This window comes from Botrimarina hoheduenensis (assembly GCF_007859815.1).
In the GTDB taxonomy this organism is placed as follows: Bacteria; Planctomycetota; Planctomycetia; order Pirellulales; family Lacipirellulaceae; genus Botrimarina; species Botrimarina hoheduenensis.
Map to the genome: position 1 here is coordinate 352,937 of NZ_SJPH01000004.1, position 22,388 is coordinate 375,324.

Genomic DNA, 22,388 nt, shown 5'->3' on the forward strand with positions numbered 1-22,388 from the left:
CTAATCTTGCGTAAGGTCAGTGCTTACGGACGGCTTGTCGGGCGCGACGCGTATCAGTTGATAACCGGCGCCGCGCATCCAGCGGGCGAGTAAGGTGATGGACGCGAGCGCTCCGATGCTTACCCCTAGATGGAAAAAATTCATTAACAACCAATAGTAAAGTGCACGAAGGTCAAATGGCGGTAGGGCAGCGAGCCGAAAAACGCCAGTAAGGATCGCATGAATCAGCGTGCTAAGGAGTAAGCCATATGTCAGCCGACGCCAAGATGGCACGACGCCTCGGCAAGGGAACGCAGCAACGAACAACGGCAAGAGCACTCCAATCCATGTAGCAGGAGCGACAAGCAGCGAGAAAATTGCTTGCAAGTTGTTTATTTCTGGGGACAGAAAAAATACTTCTCCCCCTCTTCCCCTCCAAAGTGAGAGCGTTCGCAACAAGCCTAAGAAACAGGTCGCAACAGTCGTAAGTACGAACAACTCACGCAGAGTAAAAGCGAACTTTTTCTGTTTCTCGTCAGTCCTTAGCTCGGCTTGATCGAGTTCGATGCCACCGTAACGTCGTAGCACCATGCCCAAGCACCATCCGTAGGCAAAGGCAATCACCGTCATCGGCAAGATTAAGCCAAAGCCAACAAGAGCGATTGCTCCTGTCGCTGCGACACTGAAGGCTATCAAGAAGCGTTGCGCTAACGCTCCCCTGGTCATTGATCCCCATAAGGGACAAGCAATCGATACCGGGAACACGAGACCAGCCAGGGGTGGTCGCAACCACATTGCGTCGACGCCGGCGGGAATTAGCAGATGCGATTCGAGAGCAATGCTGCCGATAAGATAGACCAACACGACAACGGCAACCCAAGCGTACAGCACGACAAAATGCCATCGGTCGCGAAGCCAGCCAGCCGCTTGGCCACCCAGCCGGGCAAGTTGTGCGGGGAGTGATTCGGGCGCTGTGCTCTGCGGTTTGTCTTCCAACCTACTGCTCCTTGCCCACGCTGCTTGCGTTTAGCCCTGAAATAACCGCATGACGCCGCCCAGCGCGGCTGCCCAGCTTGATCGCCGCCACCCCGGTAGTCGAGAATAGGGCCTCTCGCTTTCTCCCAGGATAACCGATGCGTACCGCCAGCCCCGCCGCCGTCTCTAGCCCCCCTGCCACCAGCCAGGTTCCCGACGCCCAGGGCCGCTTCGGCGATTTTGGCGGGCGGTACGTCCCCGAGACCCTGGTCCGCGCTCTAGAAGAACTGGCCGTCGAGTACGAAAAGTCGCTCACCGACCCGGCCTTCAAGGCCGAACTCGATGAACTGCTGCGCGACTTCGTCGGCCGCGAGTCGCCCCTGTACCACGCCCGGCGGCTCAGCGAGCGGTGTGGCGGGGCGCAGATCTACTTCAAGCGCGAAGACACCAATCACACCGGTGCCCACAAAATCAACAACACGCTCGGCCAGTGCCTGCTGACCAAGCGGATGGGCAAGACGCGCGTCATCGCCGAGACCGGTGCCGGGCAGCACGGCGTGGCGACCGCCACGGCGTGCGCCCACTTCGGCCTGCCCTGCGTGGTCTACATGGGCGAAGAGGACATCCGGCGGCAGAGCCCCAACGTGTTCGCCATGAAGCTGCTGGGGGCCGAGGTGCGCCCCGTCACCACCGGCAGCCGCACGCTGCGCGACGCCATCAACGAGGCGATGCGCGACTGGATGGCGAGCGTCGAGACAACGCACTACATCCTCGGCTCGGTCGTGGGGCCGCACCCCTTCCCGCGCATTGTGCGTGACTACCAATCGGTCATCGGTCGCGAGACGATCGACCAGTGCCGCGAGCGGCTCGGCCGGCTACCCAACGCCGTGGTGGCGTGCGTCGGCGGCGGGTCGAACGCCGCGGGCATGTTCTATCCGTTTGTCGATCATCCCGAGGTGGAGCTGGTGGGGGTCGAGGCCGGCGGCCGCAGCGACAAGCCGGGCGACCACGCCAGCCCCCTCACCTACGGCCAGCCGGGCGTGCTGCACGGCTCGTTCAGCTACGTCATGCAGGACGATGACGGCCAAACGTGCGACGTGCACAGCATGTCGGCCGGTTTGGACTATCCGGGCGTCGGTCCCGAGCACAGCTACTGGAAGGACTCCGGGCGGGTGCGCTACACCAGTTGCCGCGACACCACGGCGATGGAGGCGTTCGACGCCTGTGCCCATAGCGAGGGGATCATGCCCGCCTTGGAAACGTCGCACGCCGTGGCGATGGCCATGGAAATGGCGGCCGAGCGCCCGAAAGACGACGTGATCGTCGTCTGCCTCAGCGGCCGCGGCGACAAAGACGCCATGGAGATCGCTCGGCTGAAGGGTGTGAACTACGGGTAAGAGCCCGCTGCATCGGCCGCCCCCATAACAAAGTACGGCGGGGCGACTATGCTCTCAAGCGATCTGTCCCCGTCATCCGCTGCTCGAACTGTCATGTCCGCGATCCCCGACCTCTTCGCCAAGCTCCGCGCCGAGAAGCGTAAAGCGCTTATGCCCTTCGTTACGGCGGGCGATCCCGATCTGGAGTTCACCGCCGCGGTGCTCCAAGAGGTCGTCGCCCGGGGCGCGAGCCTCTGCGAAGTGGGCATCCCCTACAGCGATCCGATCGCCGATGGGCCGGTGATCCAGGCTTCGTACACCCGCGCGCTCAACGCCAAGATCAAGCTCGCCGCGATCCTCGACATGCTGGGCAAGACCTGCCCGGTGCTGGGGGCCCCCGCCGTGACGATGGTCAGCTACGCCATCATCTACCGCCACGGCATCGAGCGTTATTGCGACGATGTTGCCAGTCGGGGTGTCGCGGGGCTGATTGTGCCCGATCTTCCCGTTGAAGAATCACCGATCTTGGCGAAGGTGTGCGGCGAACGCGGCCTGTCGCTGATTCAACTCGTCACCCCCACCACACCGCGCGATCGGGCCCTGCGGATCTGCGAGACTTCGACCGGTTTTGTCTACTACGTCTCGGTGGCCGGCATCACGGGCGAGCGGACCCAGCTGCCCGCCGATCTGATCGATAACGTTGGCTGGCTCCGCGAGCAAACGCCGCTACCGCTGTGCATCGGCTTCGGCATCAGCCAGCCCGAGCATGTGAAGCTGCTGGCCCCTGTCGCGGACGGGCTGATTGTCGGTTCGGCAATCGTCAAGCGCGTGGCGGAGGCCGCCGAAAAGCCCCGCGATGAGGTGCTCAAAAGCGTCGGCGATTATGTCGCCCAGCTGATCGCCGCCCTCGGCTAAACGCCCGTTCGACCGTCTGGTGATCGCAGACCAAGCTGCGCAGAGCGTAGACATCGCGAGAAGACCTGCGCAATCCGCGGTCAGAACGGCTCACCTTAAACCGCCCGGCAAGCCGATAACTTTGGTCGGTTATTGGGCTCGCCCGAAACCGCGAAGTAGAATACAGGAAGGATCGTGCGGGGCGCAAACCGCTGCTCTGCCCGACAAACCACTTCGACAGCACGCCACGCGGGGAGCGCCCCGACGGCGTGGCGGTCGTCCCTTGTGAACGACCGCCAACGAGCCGCCGGGCTCTCTCTCCACGAGCGTGTGGGGCAGAGACCGGAGAGCGACCCGATGCAAGACGATCGTTCGCAGGAAGATCGCAACGCGTCCGCGGCCCGCCGCTTCTTGGCGGGCGTCACTGAGCAGGCCTTTATGGTCGAGCTGGGTGTCGTGGATCCCCCGCTGGTTGATTACGTCACCGAAATGCTCACGCGGTTCTTGTCGACCGACAGCCTGTACAGCGTGCGGAGCGTTCGGGGCGAACGTCTCACCCAAGTGGCCGACATGCTGGCCGAGGCCGAGGCGCGACGCGGCCAAGCAAAGCGCACGCTGCATCGGCATATCGGCGACTTCACGCTCTTCTGGACCGGGGTCTTTCCCGAAGCGGCCGAACGCCTGAGAAAAACGGGCGGCAAAGATGCCCTGCTCAATTACCGTGAGCTGGGCAAACGCAGCTACGCCGTTGCGAGCCGCATACCGGTGGAACTCGAACTCGCTTCGAGCGATGTCCTGGAACGGCTCTCCGATGAGTTCGAGCTTTGTGTCTACGGGCTGGGCGAGGTCCGCAAAGCCTGGGAAGCCACCGACGGTGGCCCCCTGCTGGTTTGACCCGAGCGGACAAAAAGGCGTCACTACGGAACGCAAAAGCGCGTTTTTCAGCGACTTATAATCACGGGCTCCCCTGTCTATGCTGGGAGCTCACGGCAGTGGTTGATTCCGCTGACGCATCGCGACCGCAAGGTGATCGGCTCCCCCGGGGGTTCCTTCTGAACCTGTGCTGATCGGCTGTTCGCGAGCGTTTTGTGCGTTGCCGTTGTGAACTGCGTGGCCGCCGGAAGCGCCGCGTCGCTCCCCCCTCCGATTCCGTATTTGCACCCTGTTTTTTTAGGAGGAGTCTAATGACTATCACACGAATCGCTGCGCTCACGCTGGGCGCGGCTTGTTTTGTCTCGACCGCGATCGCGGTTCCCACGACATCGTTCGATGCCAACGCCAGCGAATGGTCCAGCAGCACCATTTTCGTGCCGGGCATCATTCAGCCGATCGGCGGCAGTGGCCAAGTGAACGGCAACTTCACAATCGTCGCCGATGCCGCGCTGCCGAACATCCAGATCGGTCTCCGGGCGATCGAGCGGTTCAGCCCCACGCCGCTCGACAATGTCGGTCCGGTTTATACGGCCCTCGCCGGTGAATCGACGCCGGGTCTTTCGACCTGGAACTACGACATCCACATCGACCTACGCGGCTCGGGCCTCACCTTCGGCGACTTTGTGGTTTCGCTCGCGACGACCGTCCCGAATCACACGACCCCCGACCTGCAAGCAGCTCTGGAGTTTGCGGGCTCACTCCCGGCCGGCACGCTCAGCGGTCTGCAGCTGTTCCAGACGTCGCTCAACCCGGGCTTCTTCGCTTCGGGAGTCGATCCGTTCGCGACCGGCACGCAAACCTTCGACCTGAGCCTGACACCGCGCAGCGACCTGGTTCCGGCACCGGCTTACACCGCGAGCATCTCGGTGGTCATCGTTCCCGAACCGGCGACCACGCTGCTGGCCGGCCTCGCCTGTGTTGGTGGTGTGTTGGCGACGCGCCGTCGCTGATCGCCCAACAGCCTTGTTGGCTGATCGCCCTCTTTCGCCAACGCCACGTCCCGCCTCGCGGGGCGTGGCGTTGGTCGTTTGGCGATCCGGCGCTTGATCGATCTGCCGCATTACGACACGATCATCCGCGTGCCTCACCACGAGATAACCCTGCCTGTCACTGGTGACTATCACCTGGGACAAACCCTCAGCCTGCTCACCATGGGCCGGGGCAATCCGTGCCTAAGGCACAACGAAACGCAGGGGCAGCTCACGCTCAACACCCCGAGGGGTCCGGTCGCGCTCGCCGCGACGCGCAGCGGTGAAACCCTCCGCGTGGTAGTCACGGGCTCCGCCGCCGAGTGGATTGAACCGTTGCTGCCGGGCCTGTTCGGCTTGGAGGACGATCTCACCGGCTTCGCGCCCGAGGGACGCCTCGGGCGGATTGCCGACGAACTGGCGGGGCTGCGTCTACCGCGCCTGCCGGCGGTCTTCGATCGGTTGGTGCAGATCGTGCTGCAGCAGCTGATCCAGTTCCGCGACGCCTGCCGCGGCTGGCGGTTGCTGGTGCATCGCTACGGCGAAGAAGTCCCTCATTCGGGCGGGCTCTACTATGCGCCCACCGCCGAAACGCTCGCCGGGCTTGCCGTGTATCAGTTGATGGAATGCGACATCCTGCCGAAGCACGCACGCGTGATCCTCACGCTGGCAAAGCAGGCGGCCGCCCTCGAACGACTATGGGAATCGGGTGCCGATCCCGCGGCGCGTGAGCGGCTATGCGAGCATCTGCTGCGGCAGCCCGGCGTGGGGCCCTGGACGGTGGGGTATCTGCGCGGTGCCGGCCTCGGGGATGCCGACGCCCTGGTGCTGGGCGACTATGGCCATCCGCACCACGTGGCCTATTTCTTCACCGGCAAAGAACGGAGCGACGACGACGAGATGCAACAGCTGCTTGCGCCCTATGCGCCACACCGCTACCGCGTGCTTTCGCTGCTGATCTTGGGAACCCCGCCACCACCACGCCGTGGCCCCCGCCGCGCAAGTCAACGCGATCGCTTTCGATAAAGCCTGCGGATGCCGGAGCAAACTCGATAACCGGCGTTTAGCGTTTCAGGGCCATCCGCCATTGAGCTGCCGGACAGGAAGCCTCGTTTTCAGCAGGTCGCGCCCTCAAGCAGCGGCATGCTGAGCGTATTGGTGGCACTGGCGACGTCGGCGAGCTCCGCCGTTAGGCGCTTTTCAAGTTCTAAGAGTCCAGCGATGCTCGCGCGGGCGTCGACAATTGCGTCGCAATCGCCGCGAGCTTCGGCCACGATTGTCGCGACGTCTTCAAAAATCCCGATGAAGCCGGCTGCGTCGCGACGGCCGGCAATCTCTATCTTGCCGTTAAGTTGTGTCACTTTCATCTGCCCGACATGCCCGATCAGATCGTTAGCGATCTGCTGCACCCGACTGAGATCGCTCGCGAGAACACTCAACCCTGCCATCGCTGTACAACACCGATCGGAGAGATCGCCTTGCAGGGTGTTTAAGGCCGTAAAGGTCGATTCTTCACGAAGCGACTCCGTGTCTAGCTCTCGTGCGTAGGCCACAAAGACTTCGGATTCGAGTTGGGCTACGGCGACGTTGAAGGCGAGTTCGCGTGCCGCCTTGCACAGTGGTTCGATCTTCTGCATGAGCTCGACCAAGCGCTGGTCGGCAAGCTTCGCGTGCAAGCTTAGTTCACGGGAAACCACTGAGAGGACAGCACCTTCTGAGCCCATCCGCGACGAAGCGACATGCGCATTAAGCGCAAGGAATGCAAGCGACGGACCGAGTTCGCTCATCGTGCTCTGCTTTTCTGATAGCTTCGCGTTAAGCCGACTAAATACCTCCAGCGACGCGAACAATTCGTGCAGCGTCTCAACGACTCGGCGCGAGGTTTGCCCGAGCAGGACAAGGCCCGTGTCGTGATCGGGGCGATATTCCTTGTCTTGCTCACGAGGCGGAAGACCCGCGCGCGACCGGAGCTCTTCAACGAGCGCTTCCCGCATGAAGTCGGCGTAGCTAGCGAACCCCAGTTCTGCCAGCCGATCGAGAAGCTGTTGGCCCGAGACCGCCATCGCCTCAGAACGACCCCGCTGCAATTCGTGCTCTCGTTGGCAGGTGAGCGCCTCGGCGTACAGTTCTCGTGCCGGATCAAAAAGTGGCGACGAAGGATTGAGTCGCACCGACAGATAGCCGCCGGGGCAAGGAAAGACGGTCGCGAGCACCCAGTAGTAGGTGCCATCGGCCGCCATGTTTTTCACGTAGGCCGCGATCGTCTGGCCCGCTTTAATCGTGTCCCAAAGAAGCTGGAAAACACAGCGTGGCATATCCGGATGGCGAATAACGCTGTGCGGCGCACCGACCAGTTGCTCTTCTGGATAGCCTGAAACACGCGTGAAGACCTCGTTGCCGTAGCGGATCTTGCCCTTCGGATCGGTGAGCGAAAAGAAGAGCTCTTCGCGACCAAAAGGGCGCGGTTGGTCGATGGGGATTACGCGGTCAGTAGACATAGCAAACTGAGTCTGATCGTGGCGTGGGAGAGCGTTTGGTGCCGGAGCCGAGCATTTTCTCAGCAAGCGTTCATGCAAACGTTAGTCGCTTCACGCGACATGTATCTCTCTGTGACCGTTTGCCACATAGAACAATCTGCCGCTTATGACGGTCGGTCCGAAAAGAAGGGTGCCTCTCTGGCCCCACCTTCGTCCCGAGTCGTTCAGGTCACCAGCCCTTTGGTGACCATCATGAAAACGTCTTCGAGGGTCGGTTCTTTGTCCGCGAACGAGACTAGCCCGATCTCGGGGGCCATCAAAGATCGCAGCAGACGCTGCGCCGCGGCGTCGTCGCCGTGGTACTCGAACACCGCTCTCCGCCCGACCGCTTGCAGGTTCTTCACCAGCGGATCGCTCCGCAGCAGGCTCACCCCCGCCTCAGGTGCGGTGGCGAAACGCACTTCAAGCTGCTTGTTGGACTGGATCTTGCGATAGACCTTATCGATCGGTCCGTGCAGCAGCAGCTTGCCGCGCTCGATGATGCCGATGCTGGTGCAAACGTCGGCCAGTTCCGTAAGGATGTGGCTCGAGATGAGGATCGTCTTGCCCATGCTGCGGAGCTCTTTCAGCAACGCCTTCACTTCCAGCCGGGCACGCGGGTCCAGACCGCTCGCTGGTTCATCCAAGATCAGCACCGGTGGATCGTGCACGAGCGTCTTCGCCAGGCACAGCCGCTGCTTCATCCCCCGCGACAAACCATTGACGTAGTCGTCACGCTTGTGAGTCAGGTCGAGCAGTTCAAGCACATCGCCGATGATCGCCTTGCGGTTTGCGCGCGGCACCTCGTACGCGACGGAGAAAAAATCCAGGAACTCCCAGACCCGCATGCCGTCGTACACGCCGAACATGTCCGGCATGTAGCCGATGCTGCGGCGGACGGCGATCGGATCCTCGACCACGCTGTGGCCGTTGACGGTCGCGGTGCCGTGCGTGGCACGGAGCAACGTGGCGAGGAAACGAATGGTGGTGCTCTTGCCGGCTCCGTTGGGCCCGATAAACCCAAATAGTTCCCCCTTCTCGATCTTCAACGAGAGATTCTCTACGGCGATAAAATCGCCATAGGCCTTCCCAAAGTTCTTGATATCGATCATCGGAATCGCGCGGAACGAAGTAGCTGCAAAGCAGAAAGATATTACGGGCTAGTACGACGCTTGCCGGGGGGGTTCTTGTCGGCCGCAGGAGCTGGAAGCGGGCCATACGCCAGATGGGCTACCAACAGCGTGGCTCCCCGTTGCTGCGAAGCGGCGGGGGTGATGGTTAGCCCCGCGCGTACACCGTCGATCCGGGCAACGACGCGTGACTCCCCCGGCTCGAAATGCTGAGGATCGAGGGCAATCGCAAAGAGGGGTTCTAGATCAAGCTCCGCCAGATCAACGCTTGCCGCTGCCCTGGCATCATCACGCTCGGATCGAAAGACCGCTCGTTTCGGCAGGGTCGCGATCGGCACATAAGCGATCGGCGACGTCTCGCCCGCCGGCAGCGAACCGATCCAGCAACCCTCGAGCTCCGGTGCCCCCTCTACGCCGTCGCGACGCCGGACCAGCGCCACATCGGCCATCGGCCACTTGGTTCGGTTCTCAAGCCGGGCAACGCCGGTCAGCGACTCGCCAAGGACAACGCCCCCCGCGAGGCCCGAGTAACTCGCGGCCGTAAGGTCGAGCATCTCTTCGCTACGCACAAACTCGGTCGAGGCAGAAGAAACCCCCAGCCCGCGGAGCCGCGCCTTTTCTAGCCGCTCGAAAGACACGGTAGCCGCCTCGCCGGTAAGCAATGCTCCTCCGCGCGCGGATTGCTGATCGGCCTCCTCGGCGGCAAGCCGCGCGAAGGGTGCGGCAATCGCCGTCGGCGAATCGAACTCGAGATCGTAGGACGTCGATAACGACGTGTACAACGCACTGAAACGCGTTAAGATCCCGCGCGGAGCGTCGGGCTGGGTCTCGAGTACCGCGATCTCGGTCTGAGCGCGGACAAAGCCGATATCGAGTTGCGCTTGCTGCACCACCAGCACCGCGGCGACCAGCGCAATGATCGGAGCGGCGACCCAGGCTAGCTCGAGGCGTCCGACAGCGTAGAAGAAGCCCCAATTGAGCGGCACAAGCACCAACAGGTAAAAGCCTAGGCAGCCCAGCACGAAAGCCGATGTTGGCACGGAAACGCCTGACGAGCGTCGCAGCACATCGCGTGCGCTGCTGGCCGTCTGGTTATCGTCCGACCAGGCACCAGCGCCCCCGCGGACGGGCGGTGGAACGAGCCGCTGGAACGAACTGAGCATGCCGTCGATCGTTACCGTTTGGTTGCCGTCGGTCTCGTCGATGAGCGGCGGAATTAATTGTCCTGCATCGGCATGCGTGTCGCGGACAAACATCCGCACGGCGGTGTTCCTCAGCGGATCCAGCGCGATCGGATCACCTTTGGCCCACTTGGCGATCGTCTTCGTGGATCCCGAGCCCGGGTCGGTGATAAAAAGCCTGCCGGGACGGCGGAGCACGGCACCGTTGTAGAGATTCTCGACCCCGTCCGACCACGCGAGCAGACCGGGTTCGGCGAGCTGCAGAGCCGAGGTGACAACCCGGCCACGTCCGACACGCCGTTCGTAAAGCAAGCTTTCAAGTCCGGGCAACGAGAACGTGCGGGGCGACGGATCGAGCACGATGCCCGACCAACCGTTCTTGCCCAAAGTCAGCTGCGGCTTTTGACGCACCGCGGTGCGCCAAGTGCTCTCCACCGCGTCGAGTTCCTGCTGGGTGATCCGCCGGGCGGCACCGCCCGTAACGCCCAGCAAGGGTTCGAGATAGCTGCCCCGTAACAAATCAACCGAGTTGGGGCCGTTCACAATCAGCTGGCCGCCCCAGTGGATCCAGTCGATCAGGGCGTCGCGCTGCTCGGGCGTGAGCGCCTCAGGATCGACTCCGTCCCAGAAGACATAGGCAATGGAAGTCCACGCAAGCGGAGTTTCCGGCAGCAGCGGAGCGGTGGGGCTGTCCTTGACGACTTCGGGGGCAACGACCCGATAGTTGCGAGCGGCCGGCAGTGTTGAGGCTCCCTGTTTTGCGTCAGACAGGTCGATGCTCTGCGGCAGCGCCCCGCTGACGCTCGTCAGTCCATCCAAGAACGCGTAGCGGCTCGGCTCAGCGGCGAGCACCAAGATCTGGTACTGATGGTCGAGAAGTTGACGGGTTTCGGTAAGCGGGTCGGCATAGATCACGCCACTCGTGCGATCGCGGACCACGGTTCGTAACTTCTGCGGACCGCCGACCGGGGGGAAATAAACGGGCGTCCGCGATGTCTTGCTCGACTTCTGTGCCACCACTAACGGCCGCAACGACTCGACCGCGAACGGCGTGCGATCCAGCAGCAGCGGCTGGCCCTCTTTGTTGGTAACAACGTGGGAGAGCTGTCCATCAAAATCGGTAGCGTTCGCCACGAGCGGCTGAGCCACCTCGTTCCAATGGCCCAGCTTCGCCGAGAGCGTCGCCTCACCCGGCGCGGCAGGCAGCACGCTCGAGAGCGGCAGCCGGATGGCGGCCTTGGCGAGCTCTTCTTCTTGCCGCTTTGCCACTTCGGCGGCTTCGCGGGCCTCGCGTTCTATTTTTTCTTGCGGTGTCTCGGGCGTGCAGCGGCAGCCGGGTGCCGTCCAAACCGTCATGCTCAACAGGACGATCGCCGCAGCACGCAGCCCCCGAAACTTCGGGCCTCTCCCCGGCTCCGGCGAGTCGTTCGGAAGATTGAACAAGCGGTGGAGCATAGATGGCGAATCGGCCGCGGGTTTCAGTCGGCGGGAGGCTGAAAACGAGAGTCGCTTGAGCAGCTAGTTTATCGGATCGCTAGGGGCTGCGGGGCTCTGGCCCAGCAAATTGAACCTGTTCGGCATAGCGAGCCGCAGCGCCGTCCAGGCAAGGAGACCCGCCCCGGCAGCCAGGCAGAGCGACAACGCGGCGACGCGCTCCTCCACACCATAGTGAAGCAGCGAGAGCAGCCGCACGGAAACGGGCGGGGCCCCGGGAGGAACCAGCAGCGCTGTTGTCGCCAGCTCACTTATCGACAGGGCAAACATCATGACCCAACAAGCGGCGATTTGCCGGCGATGACCGGGAAGCACGACACGCCACAGCGTGTTGAGCCGACCCGCACCGTCGAGTCGTGCCGCGGAGGCCACACTGCCCGACATGGCGGTTGCAAGGGGCGTGAGCAGCACAGCGGATAGCGGCAAGAACTTCAGCACCTGCCCAAGCCATGCCGGAAACCAACCACCGTACAGCCATCCGCATGGTGCCCACCAAGCGGTCGGGGGCGGGGTTAAACACCGTATGATACCCAGCGCAAGCAGCGGCCCCGGCGTTGCGATCAAAAGCGCCGCCAAAGCGATCAGCACAAGTTGCACTCGGCCCCGCGACAAGCCCACAAGCAACGTTGCAGCAGCGGTCACTGCCAGCGAGACCCCCACCGCCAGGCCCACGGACACCACCAGCTCTCGTCGATGAGTCCAGGGAGCCCCAGCAATCTCTTGGGCAGCAGCAGACATCGACCACACGCTCCGATAGCCCCCTTCCCCGTCCGCGAGCGTTGTCAGCCCGGCCTGATATGCCAACCCCACCAGCGGTGCCCCGGCCAAGAACGCAACGCTCATCGCGAGCAACAGCTGCGCCGCTAGCCGGCGCGGATCGCACCAGCGCTTGCCGAGCGAAAACCGCCACGCCTTCTCACCGCGGTCCGTTGCGACTCGCTTGACAGACGCCCCCAGCACCAAGAACGCCCCCGCGGCGATCACGGCAAGCACCACCGCGCCACCGAGAAGCTCCGGCAAGCCCGTCGCACCGGTGGCCCCAATCGCCGGCGTACTGGAGGGGTCGAAGGCACCGAGCGATGCCTGGGTGTAAACCTCCTCGGCAAAGGTCCTCACACGCATCAAGTCGGTAATCGCGATCTCAGCCGAGACCAACACCGCCACGAGCACCCCAGCGGCCAGCACGCCGGGCATCGCGGCCGGCAGCGACACTCGGGTCAGCACCCGCCAAGACGACGCCTCGAGCCGAGCCTGCTCTTCGCGTTGTGGGTCGATGCCCGCAAAAGCCACGGCCGCGAGCAAGGCGGCCCAGGGGATGCCGACAATCGCGTGCAGCAGGACCGTCCCGCGCCAGCCTTCCAGCAGCGTCCACGACGGCGAAGCGGGGGTGGCAAGGATCGTTGCCCCCGGGACGAATCCCATTACCGACTGCCAAGCGGCGGCGTGCACGTGCGGCGGGATCACGAGCAGCGTGACCAGCAACGTCATTACCGCCCGGCGGCCCGGAAGGTTTGTTTTGGCGAGCAGTCCGCCCAGTGGCGTTCCAACGGCCACTGCCAACAGCGCCGCCGGGCCCGCGATGCCAAAAGTCGCCAGCAACAGACCTCGCACGCGGTCGCCGGAGGCGATCACAGCAGCCAGGCCAATCAGAAGCAGCAGAATTCCCCCAAAGACCGGCGTAGCCTCGTTCCGGTCTTTGCGTTGCATGGCGTTACTTTACTCAGCCGGCGAGGCCTTCGCAGGCGGCCTAAATCGGCACGAAGTGCCGCGTTGGTCACTTCCGCAAGACATTTCTTGCCAAAGCCCTGTCAGTTGGGCTAATGTACACCTAGGCCTCGCCGATTAGCGGGGCTAGCTTCTCTCAATCTTTCTCGCTCAGTTCATCAGACTTTCGGGATGTTTTTGGGGCGGTGCTCTAGGCGGGACGGGGCTTGCAAAAAACCTGTCTGGCATACCGCCCAACTTTTTCTTGACGCTTATCTGACCAGCAGCCCAAGCCCAACCGGTTTATGCTTGCTGAAACGTTCCGCTCAAAGCTATTCAAGTCGTACGGGTCGGGAAGAGGCACCCGAGTCTCGCGCATTCAAGCACCAGGGATAGAGTCCCCGGAAAGCTCGATCGCGCATACCGTGTAGGAATGGCGACGATGGGGATCCGTGTTGATTGCCCCAAGGGGCACCACTTCAAAGTGAAGAGCAAGTACGCCGGCAAGAAGGGACTGTGTCCCTACTGCGAGAGCGTGGTGCGTGTGCCCGCGCTCGATTCCGAGGAATCGGAACGCGCCTTCCGCAGCACGGTTGCCGATGAGGTACGCGCTCGCCAGATCAGCACCGACCCGTCGTCGAGTTCGGTGCTTGACGACGACCTCCCCTCCAACGCTTCAACGAGCGGAAGCCTGCTCGGCTCGTCGGTCATCCGCCACACCAGTAAGTGCAGCTGCGGCCAATCGGTACCAATGTGGTTTGCAAGGTGCCCGGGGTGCGGCAAGTACCTGGACCATCGTTGAATCAGCGGTGCCGAAAGCGCACGCCCCCCCTTCGCTAGCTACCTAGCGAGTCTCCAACGACCCACTTCTCCGGCGAGCCCGTTCTCTGGCGGGCCCCGTCTCCCGAGAAGGCTCGATCTGCTGCGGGCCGCTCTAAACCGGCTGGCCTGTTGCCAGCGGCTGCTAGCACGCGCTCACGATTGGCGTGGCACGGTCTCTAGCCGGTTGCTACGGTTCGCTCCCGTCTTGGGGCGACGCGCGCTGCGTAGGTGCGCGCCTCTGCAACCGATTAACGGCAACGATCAGGCCAACACCGGGCGTCCGATGGCTCGAATGCTTCCTAAAGCGTTATTGACGACGCTCATCTTGAGCACCGCCACCGGCTGTCAGTCCGGCGGACCCCGCATGGCGGGGCTCAACCCCTTCTACCGGCCCGAGCTCACTTCGATCACCACCCCGGCTGAGCGTGTCAAGGAGTTGCGCGCGCTCGCCGAAGGTGCCCCATCGATGGATACCGGGGCGAGTGAGAAGATGGTTGTGGATCTGGTTCGGCAGCTCGGGAGCGAACCCAACCCGATGATCCGTCAAGCGATTATCGAGACCACCACACAGTTCAAGACGCCGCTGGCAGCCAAAACGCCGATTGCCGGTCTGCAAGACGAAGACTCACATGTTCGACAGGCTTGCTGTCGTATGCTCGCCGAGCGGCCCACTCCCGCCGGGGCGGCTGCGCTTGCTGCGGTCGCCAAGCAAGACGCGGATTTCGACGTCCGCATCGCCGCTGTGCAGGCGCTAGGTGAACAGAAGGATCCGATTGCCCAGCAAGCACTGCTAGCGGCGCTCGAGGATTCTGATCCCGCCATGCAGCTCGTGGGGGTTCAATCGATGCGCCGGGTCAGCGGTAAGGACCTGGGCGGCAATGTGGCTGACTACATCGCGCTGGCCAGGAAGCAGTCGGCACCAACTACGGCTGCCGGCAGCGGCGAACCCGCTATCGAGGTCGCCGAGCGTACCTTCGGTTGGTTGCCGAAATAGTCTGCTCCGATCAAAACCCCGCCCGCTGCCAAGCTCCGCGCAGAAGCCGCCTCTAGCTCGCTCTTCTTTGATCAATGCGAGCCGATCGTAATTTGAGAAGCTCGTAAAAAAGTTCGCTAAGAGGCTCCTGACCGTTGGTCTCAACCCTCGGACGATAGGGCCCGATACCTTGCATAGTGGTGACGCATGAGGCTCGTCTCGTGCGGTGAGGGAATGCTTGCGTTGCTATCACAAGGACGTGAGCAGGCGACAAAGCGATACGTGAGCAGGAGAAAGGCGAGTTATGCGCAGCGGCTCAGGCTACAGTGACTTTCTTGCCATATCTTGTCGTTTTCGACTGGTTGTTTGGTGTTTGCTGGTCGGCACGGCAGCGAACGCGTTCGCGAAGTCACCACTGGCAACGGGCGTAACGCCGCTTGACCAGATCGTGCCTCGGTCGGTGCTCGACAACGCCACCCTGCCGGACGGTCCGATCCGTGTTGCCGCTCGTCCTGCGCTGGACTGGCGTCCGGGGCTTAACGCCGCCGCCGAGCGTTTCGAAGCGAGCGCCTCGCCGGCCGCTCCGCCCGAGTTGCCCGTCGAACTCAGCATTCCCGCCGAGATCAAAGGCCCCGCCGTCAGGGGCCCGCAGCTCGGCGCTCCGACCGTCTCTCCGCAGCCCCTCACCGACGAACCAAGGAAACTGGTGGGGCCGCAGAAGGACGCCAAGCGAATTGAACCCACCGCTCCGTCCACTACGACACCACCCGTTCGGCCGGCGGCCCCCCAACCAGTGGCGAAGTCACAACCAGCGGCGCAGTCACAACCAGCGGCGCAGTCGCCGGCACCGGTTGCTAGTGCAGGGCCGACAACAACGACCCCCTCGGTCGCCAAGCCTGCGGCTAAGCCCGCAGCAAAACCCGCTGCCAAGTCAACCAGCATCGCAACCGCTCCGCCGATCGCCAGGCCCACGACACCACCGGCACCGTTGTCACGCGGCATGCGCAATCTGCGCTTTCGGCTGCGGACCGTGCTGTCGCACTATTACCGCCAGCCGCTCAACAGCCAGCAGCATGATCCGTGGGAAATCATGCACAGCATGCTCAGCTACGAGCTGCACAGCCGGATCCTCGATGGTGGCCCGAACGGCCGACCGATCACGGCGGTGGGCCATCTGTGCTTCAACCGCCCGTGCAAGCGGCAAGAGCTAATGCGGCTCAACTCCGACGGTGAGCTGGATGCGCCGATCGGTGTCGGTATCCAAGGCCATCGGGGCCAATTCTTGGCGATGCTCGCACAATGCAACGTCAGCCCGACCTATCCGATCCGCGTGGCAGACAAGCAGCTGACGATCCAGGATCTCGTGAAGGCCGAACAAAAGACCTGCTACGCGGGCGACGAACTCACCTTCAAGCTGATCGGGCTAGGTCATTACCTGGACTCGGATGCGACGTGGCTGAATGACCGCGGCGAGTCCTGGAGTATCTCGAAGCTGATCGCTGAAGAGCGTGCCCAACCGATCCGCGGCGCGGCCTGTGGCGGCACGCACCGTTTGGCAGGACTCGGCTTGGCGGTGCGCCGCCGTGAGGCGCGAAATGAGCCGATCGACGGCGAGTATCAGGAAGCCGCCAAGTTCGTCGCCCAGTATCAGGCCTACGCTTGGCGTCTGCAAAACTCCGATGGCAGCATGAGCACCGAATGGTTCCGCGGGCCCGGTGCCGAGGAAGACCTCGAGCGACGGATTCGCACGACCGGTCACACGCTCGAATGGCTCGCTTACTCGCTTTCGGACGAAGAATTGGTCTCGTCCAATATGGTCCGAGCGATCAATTATCTGACCAACCTCATGGCGCACAACTCGGATAAAGAATGGCACCTGGGTTCGCGTGGCCACGCGCTGCACGCGCTGCTGATCTACGACAAACGCGTTCTGCGGCCGCACGATGAACGCCTCGAAGAAACGGTCGCGGCGGTTGATCCTACGGGTTTGCTGTACCGCGATTACCAGATCTATCGGGGGGTCCTCCGGCGTACGCCGCCCGAATCGCGCGGCTTCCTGGGTCTGTTTGGCAGTAACCAGTCCAACGAACGCCGCTAGAGCACCGTGCGGCAAGTTCAGTGGGTAATCACGTTGCTCCCTTTGCGCAGGTGCCGTAGATTGGGCGTTCTTGCGGAGTTCGGCAGCGTAGGACGCTTCCGCCGCGTCGCTGGTTTTCCTTGACCTAACGCCTATGGCTGCGCCCCGTTCCACGTCCACGCGCCGCTTCTCGCCCCAGCTTGAAGGCTTCTGTAAGACAGCATCGGCGCTGGCCGACGCACACGCCGCGGAAGCCATACTGGTGCTAGCTGAGCGCCCGCTTGACTGGGCCAGCGTCCAGGAGTGTCTCGGCAAGCATACGATGCTTGTCGCTGCCGACACTGAGGATCAGCTCGCAGGCTCCGATGACGAGGAAGGCTCGGAAGCCAACTTCGAGACGCTGCTCCTGGGCATGGGAGACGCCCCCGTCTACGAGCGGCTCACTCAGGCGCTGCTCGAGGCGGTCTCAGAAGACCTGCTCGAAACCGGCTCGACGGTGGTCACGCTCTACAGCAGCTTCGAGCCCAGCGTCATCGACTCGGTCAGCCTGATCCGTCTGGGCGAGCATCTGGGCAAGCTCACGGTGCGCGACCTCCGACAGATCCAGACCAAAGTGCCCACCGAAACCCTCAAGCGCGTGATCGATCTGGCGGTCGAGATCGGCCGCGAGGGACGCGAGGGCAAGCCGGTCGGCACGCTGATGGTGGTCGGTGATCACCGCAAAACACTGGAACTGAGCAAGCCCATGGGCTTCGACCCGGTCCGCGGCTACAGCGCCGCGGAGCGCAGCCTGTCCGACACCAAGGTCCGCGAGGGGGTCAAAGAAATCGCGCAGATGGACGGGGCTTTTATCGTCTCGGCCAATGGTACGGTGATCGCCTCGGCCCAGCACCTTTCGGCTCCGGCATCGCGCGAGATCTCGCTCAGCAAGGGGCTCGGCGCGCGGCACTGGGCCGCCGCCCAGGTCAGCCGCGCCACCGAAGCGATCGCCATCGCCGTTAGCGCATCGAGCGGCACGGTGCGTGTCTTTCAGAATGGCGAGGTGGTGCTTCGCATTGAACCGCTCAACCGCGCGATGACATGGCGCGACTTCGAGGCGGAAGCAGACCGCGATCGCGGGGCGGCTTCCCCCAAGCCCACCAAGAGCGCCAAGTCCAAGGCAAAAACGACCAAGGCCAAAGCGGCTGAAGCGCTGCCCCCCGATCAGTCCGATTCCGCTCAAGACGCCGGCGGCTAGCAAACAGACCGATCCTCAAAACGCGGGAGTAAACCCCCGACCGGTCAACCGCTCGAACGCCTCGATGTACTTCTCACGGGTCCGCAGGACAACTTCCGCCGGCAACGCGGGGGGCGGGCTCGCCCGGTCCCAATCGCTCGCAAGCAACCAATCGCGGACATACTGTTTGTCGAACGAAGGTTGCGCCTGACCCGGTTGGTAACCCTCCGCCGGCCAGTAGCGGCTGCTGTCAGGCGTGAGTGCCTCATCAATGAGGATCAGCCGCTCGCTACCCGCGGCACCCACCTGGGCGAACTCAAACTTCGTATCGGCGAGCAGCAAACCTTGTTTCAGCGCGTGGTCGGCGGCGAAACCGTACAGCCGCAGCGTCTGCTCGCGGAGCTCCCCCGCCAAGGCGTCGCCAATGTCGCGACGCATCCGCTCGTACGAGACATTCTCGTCGTGGTCCCCCTGCTCGGCCTTGGTGGCCGGGGTAAAAATCGGCTGCGGGAGTTGCTGGCTCGCGACGAGGCCTGTCGGCAGCGGTTCGCCGCATACCGACCGCGATGCTTGGTACTCGTTCCACCCGGAACCCGCCAAATAGCCTCGGGCGACGCACTCGTACGGAACGACCCGCCCCTTGAGGCACAGCATCGAGCGGCCGGCCAGGGCTGCGCGGTCCGTGCCAGTCGGCAGCGGCATGGCGGCAACGTCGTCGGTGACCAGATGGTGCTCGATGCCCAGGTGCTCGGCGATCAGGCCGAACCAGAACACGCTCAGCCCCGTCAGCACCCGCCCTTTGTCAGGCACGCCGGTTGGCAGGACCCAGTCAAAAGCGCTGATCCGGTCCGTCGCGACAAGCAGCAGGTGCTCTCCGAGGTCGTAAACGTCGCGGACCTTGCCCCGAAAAGGTTCGATGCCCGGCACATGAGAAGCTAGCAGCGGCGTGGCAGTCGGCATCGGAGAAGGGGGCCAAGACAGGGTTGACGGTTGTGGGTTTGCAGACGCCTAACTAAAGTATTGCCAGTTCACCACTTGGGGAAAGATCCCCGGCCAGTCGGCCGGGGAATCGGTCCGCTCGGCACATCGCGCCATCGCTAGCCGATCGGACGATGGATTGCTCAGGCGGACGCCTTACGAGCCGCTGCTTTGAGTCGTGTCGATGGGCCTGCTTCGGTTCGATGTCCAATCCGCCGATCTGCTGAGCGAAGATCGCCTGGCAAGATCGTTCGTCGCCGGGCCCGATGAGTCGCCCTATTACGGCCGCACGATCCGTAACGGCTCATCGATCGTTATCGAGCGCCGCGAAGATGCGTCCGGGTGTTTTACCCTGCCGTGGCCGATCGAGGGGCACGGCGACTGGTTGATCGCCACCTCGACTCTTATGGAGCGGGCGCGCCCCTATCTGCTCGAAGTCGAGCTCGCCCGCGGCTTGGTCTTCCGTCTGCGCGACCAGATGGGCGCTTGGGAGCAGCTTGGCCTCGCGGTGGCAGATCCGCTGCGGGCCGAGGTTGCCGAGGCCACTCGGCTGTTCACCCGCGCTGCTACCCAGCAAGCTAACCCGGCCGCTGCCGCCGGCCTGGCGACCCAGGCCCTTCAGGCGGCCGCGACGGCCTCTTGCAACCTTGCCGGCGTGTACGCCGAGCAAGCGCTCGCCTTCCGGCGCGCGGGGTCACAAACGCTGAGCACGCTGATGGGGGTCCGACTGACCGGCGACAAGCCGGTCGGTGCCCGCTCGCAACGGATTGTCGAAACCTGCAACCTGATCGGTGCCCCGTGCGGCTGGGGGGCTGTGGAACGCAGCGAGGGACGCCGCGACTGGTCGGAGGTCGATGCGGTGATCGACTGGGCGCGCTCAAACGGCTTGCGCGTTTGCGGTGGTCCGCTGCTCGAGTTCGACGATCGTCGGCTGCCCGACTGGGCTTATCTGTGGGAGGGAGACCTCGACACGTTGGCCTCGCTGATGATCGGCCACGTTCGTTCCGCAGTCGAGCGTTACAAGGGACGCGTACAGCTCTGGAACGTCGCTTCGCGGGTCAATCGAACGGGCGTGCTGTCGCTGTCAGACGAACACCGGCTGTCGATCGTCGCGGGAGCCGTGAAGGCGGTGCGCCAGATCGATCCGCAGACGCCGGTCGTCGTAGGAATCGATCAGCCCTGGGGAGAGTACCGCGGCCGCACGGAGACGGAGCTCGCCCCCCTCGATTTTGCCGACGCATTAGAACGGGCCGATCTGGGCATCGCCGGTTTCGACTTGGAGCTCAATATCGGCTACTACCCGCTCGCCACGGCGCTCCGCAACCCACTCGCCTTCAGCCGCCTGATCGACCTATGGAACGTGCGGCTCGAGTCGCCGCTGATGCTGACGCTGACGCTGCCCAGCTCGCCCAAGAAGGACTCCAAGGCCGACCCGCAAATGAAAGTTGTGGCGGGGGGCGAAGGCAACGACCAACTCGTTACGCCTGAGTGGCAGGCCACGTGGGCGCGGGATCGCCTCACCATGCTGCTGGCCAAGAACGCTGTGCAGGTGATCCTCTGGGGCCATCTGAGCGACGCCCTGCCGCACTGCTTCCCCCACGGCGGTCTGTACGACGCGAAGAACGCCGAGAAGCCGATCGTCGCTGAGTTGCAGCGCTTGCGGGCCGAGTACTTGGCTTAGTCCACGATCGCCAACGAAAAGGCTCTCGCGAGCGCCTTGTGATCGGACTTAGAGGGCCGAGAGCGGGGAAATTCCTGGTATTGCGCACTTCCTTACCCTAGATTGCGCACAACGGCCACATGAGCCTCTGAGGCTTTTCAGCGGCTTTCTTTTCTGTGCCGTTCTTCTGTGCCGTTCTACTTCGTCTTCTCTTCTGTGCCTTCTCGCCTTCTCTTATCGGGAGCCGCTAATGCCTGCACAGATCTCGCGGAGTGCTTTGCAATTAGCAAGCCGCCTTCGCTTGTTGATGACGTTCTCTTTTTTTCTCGCAGCGAGTTTCTTACAAGCACAAGTCATCCAGACACTGGGGCCGGTAGGTGGCGGGACGAGACTTACGGGCTATCAATCCTGCCTGACAATTCCGTTTTCGGTCGGGCGGTTTTCACGGCGAATAGCCTGTTGTCTTCCGGTCAGTACTGACCGGCGATCATTCCGAACAGCCAACGACATCAACGACAACAATTGGGTTACCGGCACTGGCATTCTCAATGGCCAGACCCACGGCTACCGAATGCGGGTAAGCCACGTACCTGAGCCAAGTGCGTTGGTGCCCGCTCTGCTCACTCTAGCAATGGCAACCGTCAGACGATCTTACGCGGTCAACTACGCACACCGCTTTTAACCGGGGCTAGCGCGTCGGGATTGATTGCGTGCCATCAGAGTTACCCTTCCGCAGTGCGTTTCAGCCTTGATCGCCGCAGACGTGCCCGGTAACTGCGTCGCGGGGAGTGGCGTGGTTGCGCAGGCGATCGCAGTGCGGGGCGTCGCATACTTCGTGCGTCTGTTCGGGCCGCAAACCGCACAGGCGGAGCGCGCCGCCGGTTGCCTCCAGCCGCACTTGCAGCAGACGCAAGCCTTCGCGGTAGTACAGCGCGTGATGGGGACGGCACGCATTCTCGGACAGCTCCACCACAAGTCGATACGTGAAGTGCTCTTGCGCCACCGACCAAATTTGCTCCGCCAGACGTGACGGCTCGACCCGGTCGGGTCCCGATACGCTCACGAACAGCCAGTTCGGGCCGCGCTGCGTGACGAGGCACTCGCATGCGCTCGGTGTGGACTCTTCCTTCGTGAGACGGTCTGGCACCGCAGGTTGAGTGACTAGCAGCGAACGATTCCTTGTTGCGCGGCGTGCGCGCGCTTCCGTTTGGGTCATCATTTTACCACTCCTTCGGACAAGATCCTGTTAATGAAAAGCATCCCGCAGCCGCTGAAGAATCGCTTCAAACCGACCGCAAGATCAGCGGCGTCACCGACCGAAGGAACTCGCAAGCCCAGCGGCCCGTGGGCAGCCTGCTGCTTGCTTGTCGAAGGTGTCGTTCAAGAGAAGAATCGCCTCGGCGTGCCGCCTTGGGTAAGGCCATCGCCCATAAATCAGACTAGCGCATGGCGAGCGCGAATATCAATTGCAAACGGCACGAAAATGCGTGCTATTTTGTCGCGGCGCCAGCA

General features: G+C 63.1%; 17 protein-coding genes. 10 read left to right on the forward strand and 7 right to left on the reverse strand.

What is annotated here, in order from left to right; translation table 11 throughout:
* The gene (locus Pla111_RS11440; RefSeq protein WP_146574456.1) at positions 1-975 is read right to left on the reverse strand and encodes a hypothetical protein; all 975 of its coding nucleotides are present in this window, start codon (positions 973-975) and stop codon (positions 1-3) included.
* 137 nt (positions 976-1,112) lie between these two features.
* Between Pla111_RS11440 and trpB the strand changes: the two genes are divergently transcribed.
* The 5 genes from trpB to Pla111_RS11465 all read left to right on the forward strand — a co-directional run bounded on the left by trpB (position 1,113) and on the right by Pla111_RS11465 (position 6,151).
* Positions 1,113-2,351, forward strand: coding sequence for a tryptophan synthase subunit beta (gene trpB, locus Pla111_RS11445; RefSeq protein WP_146574458.1), 1,239 nt, complete (start codon positions 1,113-1,115; stop codon positions 2,349-2,351).
* 93 nt (positions 2,352-2,444) lie between these two features.
* A complete protein-coding gene (gene trpA, locus Pla111_RS11450; protein ID WP_146574460.1) occupies positions 2,445-3,245 on the forward strand; it encodes a tryptophan synthase subunit alpha in 801 nt (266 codons plus the stop codon).
* Between the two features lie 336 nt (positions 3,246-3,581).
* Entirely contained in the window at positions 3,582-4,118 is a 537-nt protein-coding gene (locus tag Pla111_RS11455) for a hypothetical protein (RefSeq protein ID WP_146574461.1), read from the forward strand.
* 290 nt (positions 4,119-4,408) lie between these two features.
* Complete coding sequence (locus Pla111_RS11460; RefSeq protein WP_146574463.1) at positions 4,409-5,107, forward strand: PEP-CTERM sorting domain-containing protein; 699 nt, start codon at positions 4,409-4,411, stop codon at positions 5,105-5,107.
* Between the two features lie 78 nt (positions 5,108-5,185).
* Positions 5,186-6,151 carry a DNA-3-methyladenine glycosylase family protein gene (locus tag Pla111_RS11465; RefSeq protein ID WP_197524971.1) on the forward strand — a complete coding sequence of 322 codons (966 nt, stop codon included), beginning with the start codon at positions 5,186-5,188 and terminating at the stop codon, positions 6,149-6,151.
* An 89-nt stretch (positions 6,152-6,240) separates the two neighbouring features.
* On the opposite strand, the gene Pla111_RS11470 is transcribed toward Pla111_RS11465, so the two are convergent.
* The 4 genes from Pla111_RS11470 to Pla111_RS11485 all read right to left on the reverse strand — a co-directional run bounded on the left by Pla111_RS11470 (position 6,241) and on the right by Pla111_RS11485 (position 13,153).
* The gene (locus Pla111_RS11470) at positions 6,241-7,623 is read right to left on the reverse strand and encodes a PAS domain-containing protein (RefSeq protein WP_146574467.1); all 1,383 of its coding nucleotides are present in this window, start codon (positions 7,621-7,623) and stop codon (positions 6,241-6,243) included.
* Between the two features lie 203 nt (positions 7,624-7,826).
* Positions 7,827-8,753, reverse strand: coding sequence for an ABC transporter ATP-binding protein (locus Pla111_RS11475; protein ID WP_146574469.1), 927 nt, complete (start codon positions 8,751-8,753; stop codon positions 7,827-7,829).
* 41 nt (positions 8,754-8,794) lie between these two features.
* A complete protein-coding gene (locus tag Pla111_RS11480; protein ID WP_146574470.1) occupies positions 8,795-11,407 on the reverse strand; it encodes a hypothetical protein in 2,613 nt (870 codons plus the stop codon).
* A 63-nt stretch (positions 11,408-11,470) separates the two neighbouring features.
* Positions 11,471-13,153 carry an ABC transporter permease gene (locus Pla111_RS11485; protein ID WP_146574471.1) on the reverse strand — a complete coding sequence of 561 codons (1,683 nt, stop codon included), beginning with the start codon at positions 13,151-13,153 and terminating at the stop codon, positions 11,471-11,473.
* Between the two features lie 439 nt (positions 13,154-13,592).
* On the opposite strand from Pla111_RS11485, the gene Pla111_RS11490 reads away from it, so the two are divergent.
* From Pla111_RS11490 to Pla111_RS11505, 4 genes are all read left to right on the forward strand, one after another.
* Positions 13,593-13,952, forward strand: coding sequence for a hypothetical protein (locus Pla111_RS11490; protein ID WP_146574472.1), 360 nt, complete (start codon positions 13,593-13,595; stop codon positions 13,950-13,952).
* A 303-nt stretch (positions 13,953-14,255) separates the two neighbouring features.
* Positions 14,256-14,966: a HEAT repeat domain-containing protein gene (locus Pla111_RS11495; RefSeq protein ID WP_146574474.1), complete on the forward strand. Its 711-nt coding sequence runs from the start codon at positions 14,256-14,258 to the stop codon at positions 14,964-14,966.
* A gap of 283 nt (positions 14,967-15,249) precedes the next feature.
* Positions 15,250-17,043 carry a hypothetical protein gene (locus tag Pla111_RS11500; RefSeq protein WP_146574475.1) on the forward strand — a complete coding sequence of 598 codons (1,794 nt, stop codon included), beginning with the start codon at positions 15,250-15,252 and terminating at the stop codon, positions 17,041-17,043.
* A gap of 133 nt (positions 17,044-17,176) precedes the next feature.
* Positions 17,177-18,259 (forward strand): DNA integrity scanning protein DisA nucleotide-binding domain protein, encoded by a 1,083-nt coding sequence (locus tag Pla111_RS11505; protein ID WP_146574476.1) that lies wholly within the window; start codon positions 17,177-17,179, stop codon positions 18,257-18,259.
* 15 nt (positions 18,260-18,274) lie between these two features.
* On the opposite strand, the gene Pla111_RS11510 is transcribed toward Pla111_RS11505, so the two are convergent.
* Positions 18,275-19,198: a phosphoribosylaminoimidazolesuccinocarboxamide synthase gene (locus Pla111_RS11510; protein ID WP_146574477.1), complete on the reverse strand. Its 924-nt coding sequence runs from the start codon at positions 19,196-19,198 to the stop codon at positions 18,275-18,277.
* A 202-nt stretch (positions 19,199-19,400) separates the two neighbouring features.
* Between Pla111_RS11510 and Pla111_RS11515 the strand changes: the two genes are divergently transcribed.
* Entirely contained in the window at positions 19,401-20,897 is a 1,497-nt protein-coding gene (locus Pla111_RS11515; protein WP_146574479.1) for an endo-1,4-beta-xylanase, read from the forward strand.
* A 721-nt stretch (positions 20,898-21,618) separates the two neighbouring features.
* On the opposite strand, the gene Pla111_RS11520 is transcribed toward Pla111_RS11515, so the two are convergent.
* Positions 21,619-22,023, reverse strand: coding sequence for a hypothetical protein (locus Pla111_RS11520; protein WP_146574480.1), 405 nt, complete (start codon positions 22,021-22,023; stop codon positions 21,619-21,621).
* Between the last annotated feature and the right edge of the window lie 365 nt (positions 22,024-22,388).

Bases quoted from the DNA above. Each gene is read 5' to 3' on its own strand.
- Pla111_RS11460 (WP_146574463.1), top strand. From the start codon at position 4,409: ATGACTATCACACGAATCGCTGCGCTCACGCTGGGCGCGGCTTGTTTT.
- Pla111_RS11485 (WP_146574471.1), bottom strand. From the start codon at position 13,153: ATGCAACGCAAAGACCGGAACGAGGCTACGCCGGTCTTTGGGGGAATT.
- Pla111_RS11510 (WP_146574477.1), bottom strand. From the start codon at position 19,198: ATGCCGACTGCCACGCCGCTGCTAGCTTCTCATGTGCCGGGCATCGAA.
- Pla111_RS11475 (WP_146574469.1), bottom strand. From the start codon at position 8,753: ATGATCGATATCAAGAACTTTGGGAAGGCCTATGGCGATTTTATCGCC.
- Pla111_RS11515 (WP_146574479.1), top strand. From the start codon at position 19,401: ATGGGCCTGCTTCGGTTCGATGTCCAATCCGCCGATCTGCTGAGCGAA.
- Pla111_RS11495 (WP_146574474.1), top strand. From the start codon at position 14,256: ATGGCTCGAATGCTTCCTAAAGCGTTATTGACGACGCTCATCTTGAGC.
- Pla111_RS11505 (WP_146574476.1), top strand. From the start codon at position 17,177: ATGGCTGCGCCCCGTTCCACGTCCACGCGCCGCTTCTCGCCCCAGCTT.
- Pla111_RS11500 (WP_146574475.1), top strand. From the start codon at position 15,250: ATGCGCAGCGGCTCAGGCTACAGTGACTTTCTTGCCATATCTTGTCGT.
- trpB (WP_146574458.1), top strand. From the start codon at position 1,113: ATGCGTACCGCCAGCCCCGCCGCCGTCTCTAGCCCCCCTGCCACCAGC.
- Pla111_RS11490 (WP_146574472.1), top strand. From the start codon at position 13,593: ATGGGGATCCGTGTTGATTGCCCCAAGGGGCACCACTTCAAAGTGAAG.
- Pla111_RS11470 (WP_146574467.1), bottom strand. From the start codon at position 7,623: ATGTCTACTGACCGCGTAATCCCCATCGACCAACCGCGCCCTTTTGGT.
- trpA (WP_146574460.1), top strand. From the start codon at position 2,445: ATGTCCGCGATCCCCGACCTCTTCGCCAAGCTCCGCGCCGAGAAGCGT.
- Pla111_RS11455 (WP_146574461.1), top strand. From the start codon at position 3,582: ATGCAAGACGATCGTTCGCAGGAAGATCGCAACGCGTCCGCGGCCCGC.
- Pla111_RS11480 (WP_146574470.1), bottom strand. From the start codon at position 11,407: ATGCTCCACCGCTTGTTCAATCTTCCGAACGACTCGCCGGAGCCGGGG.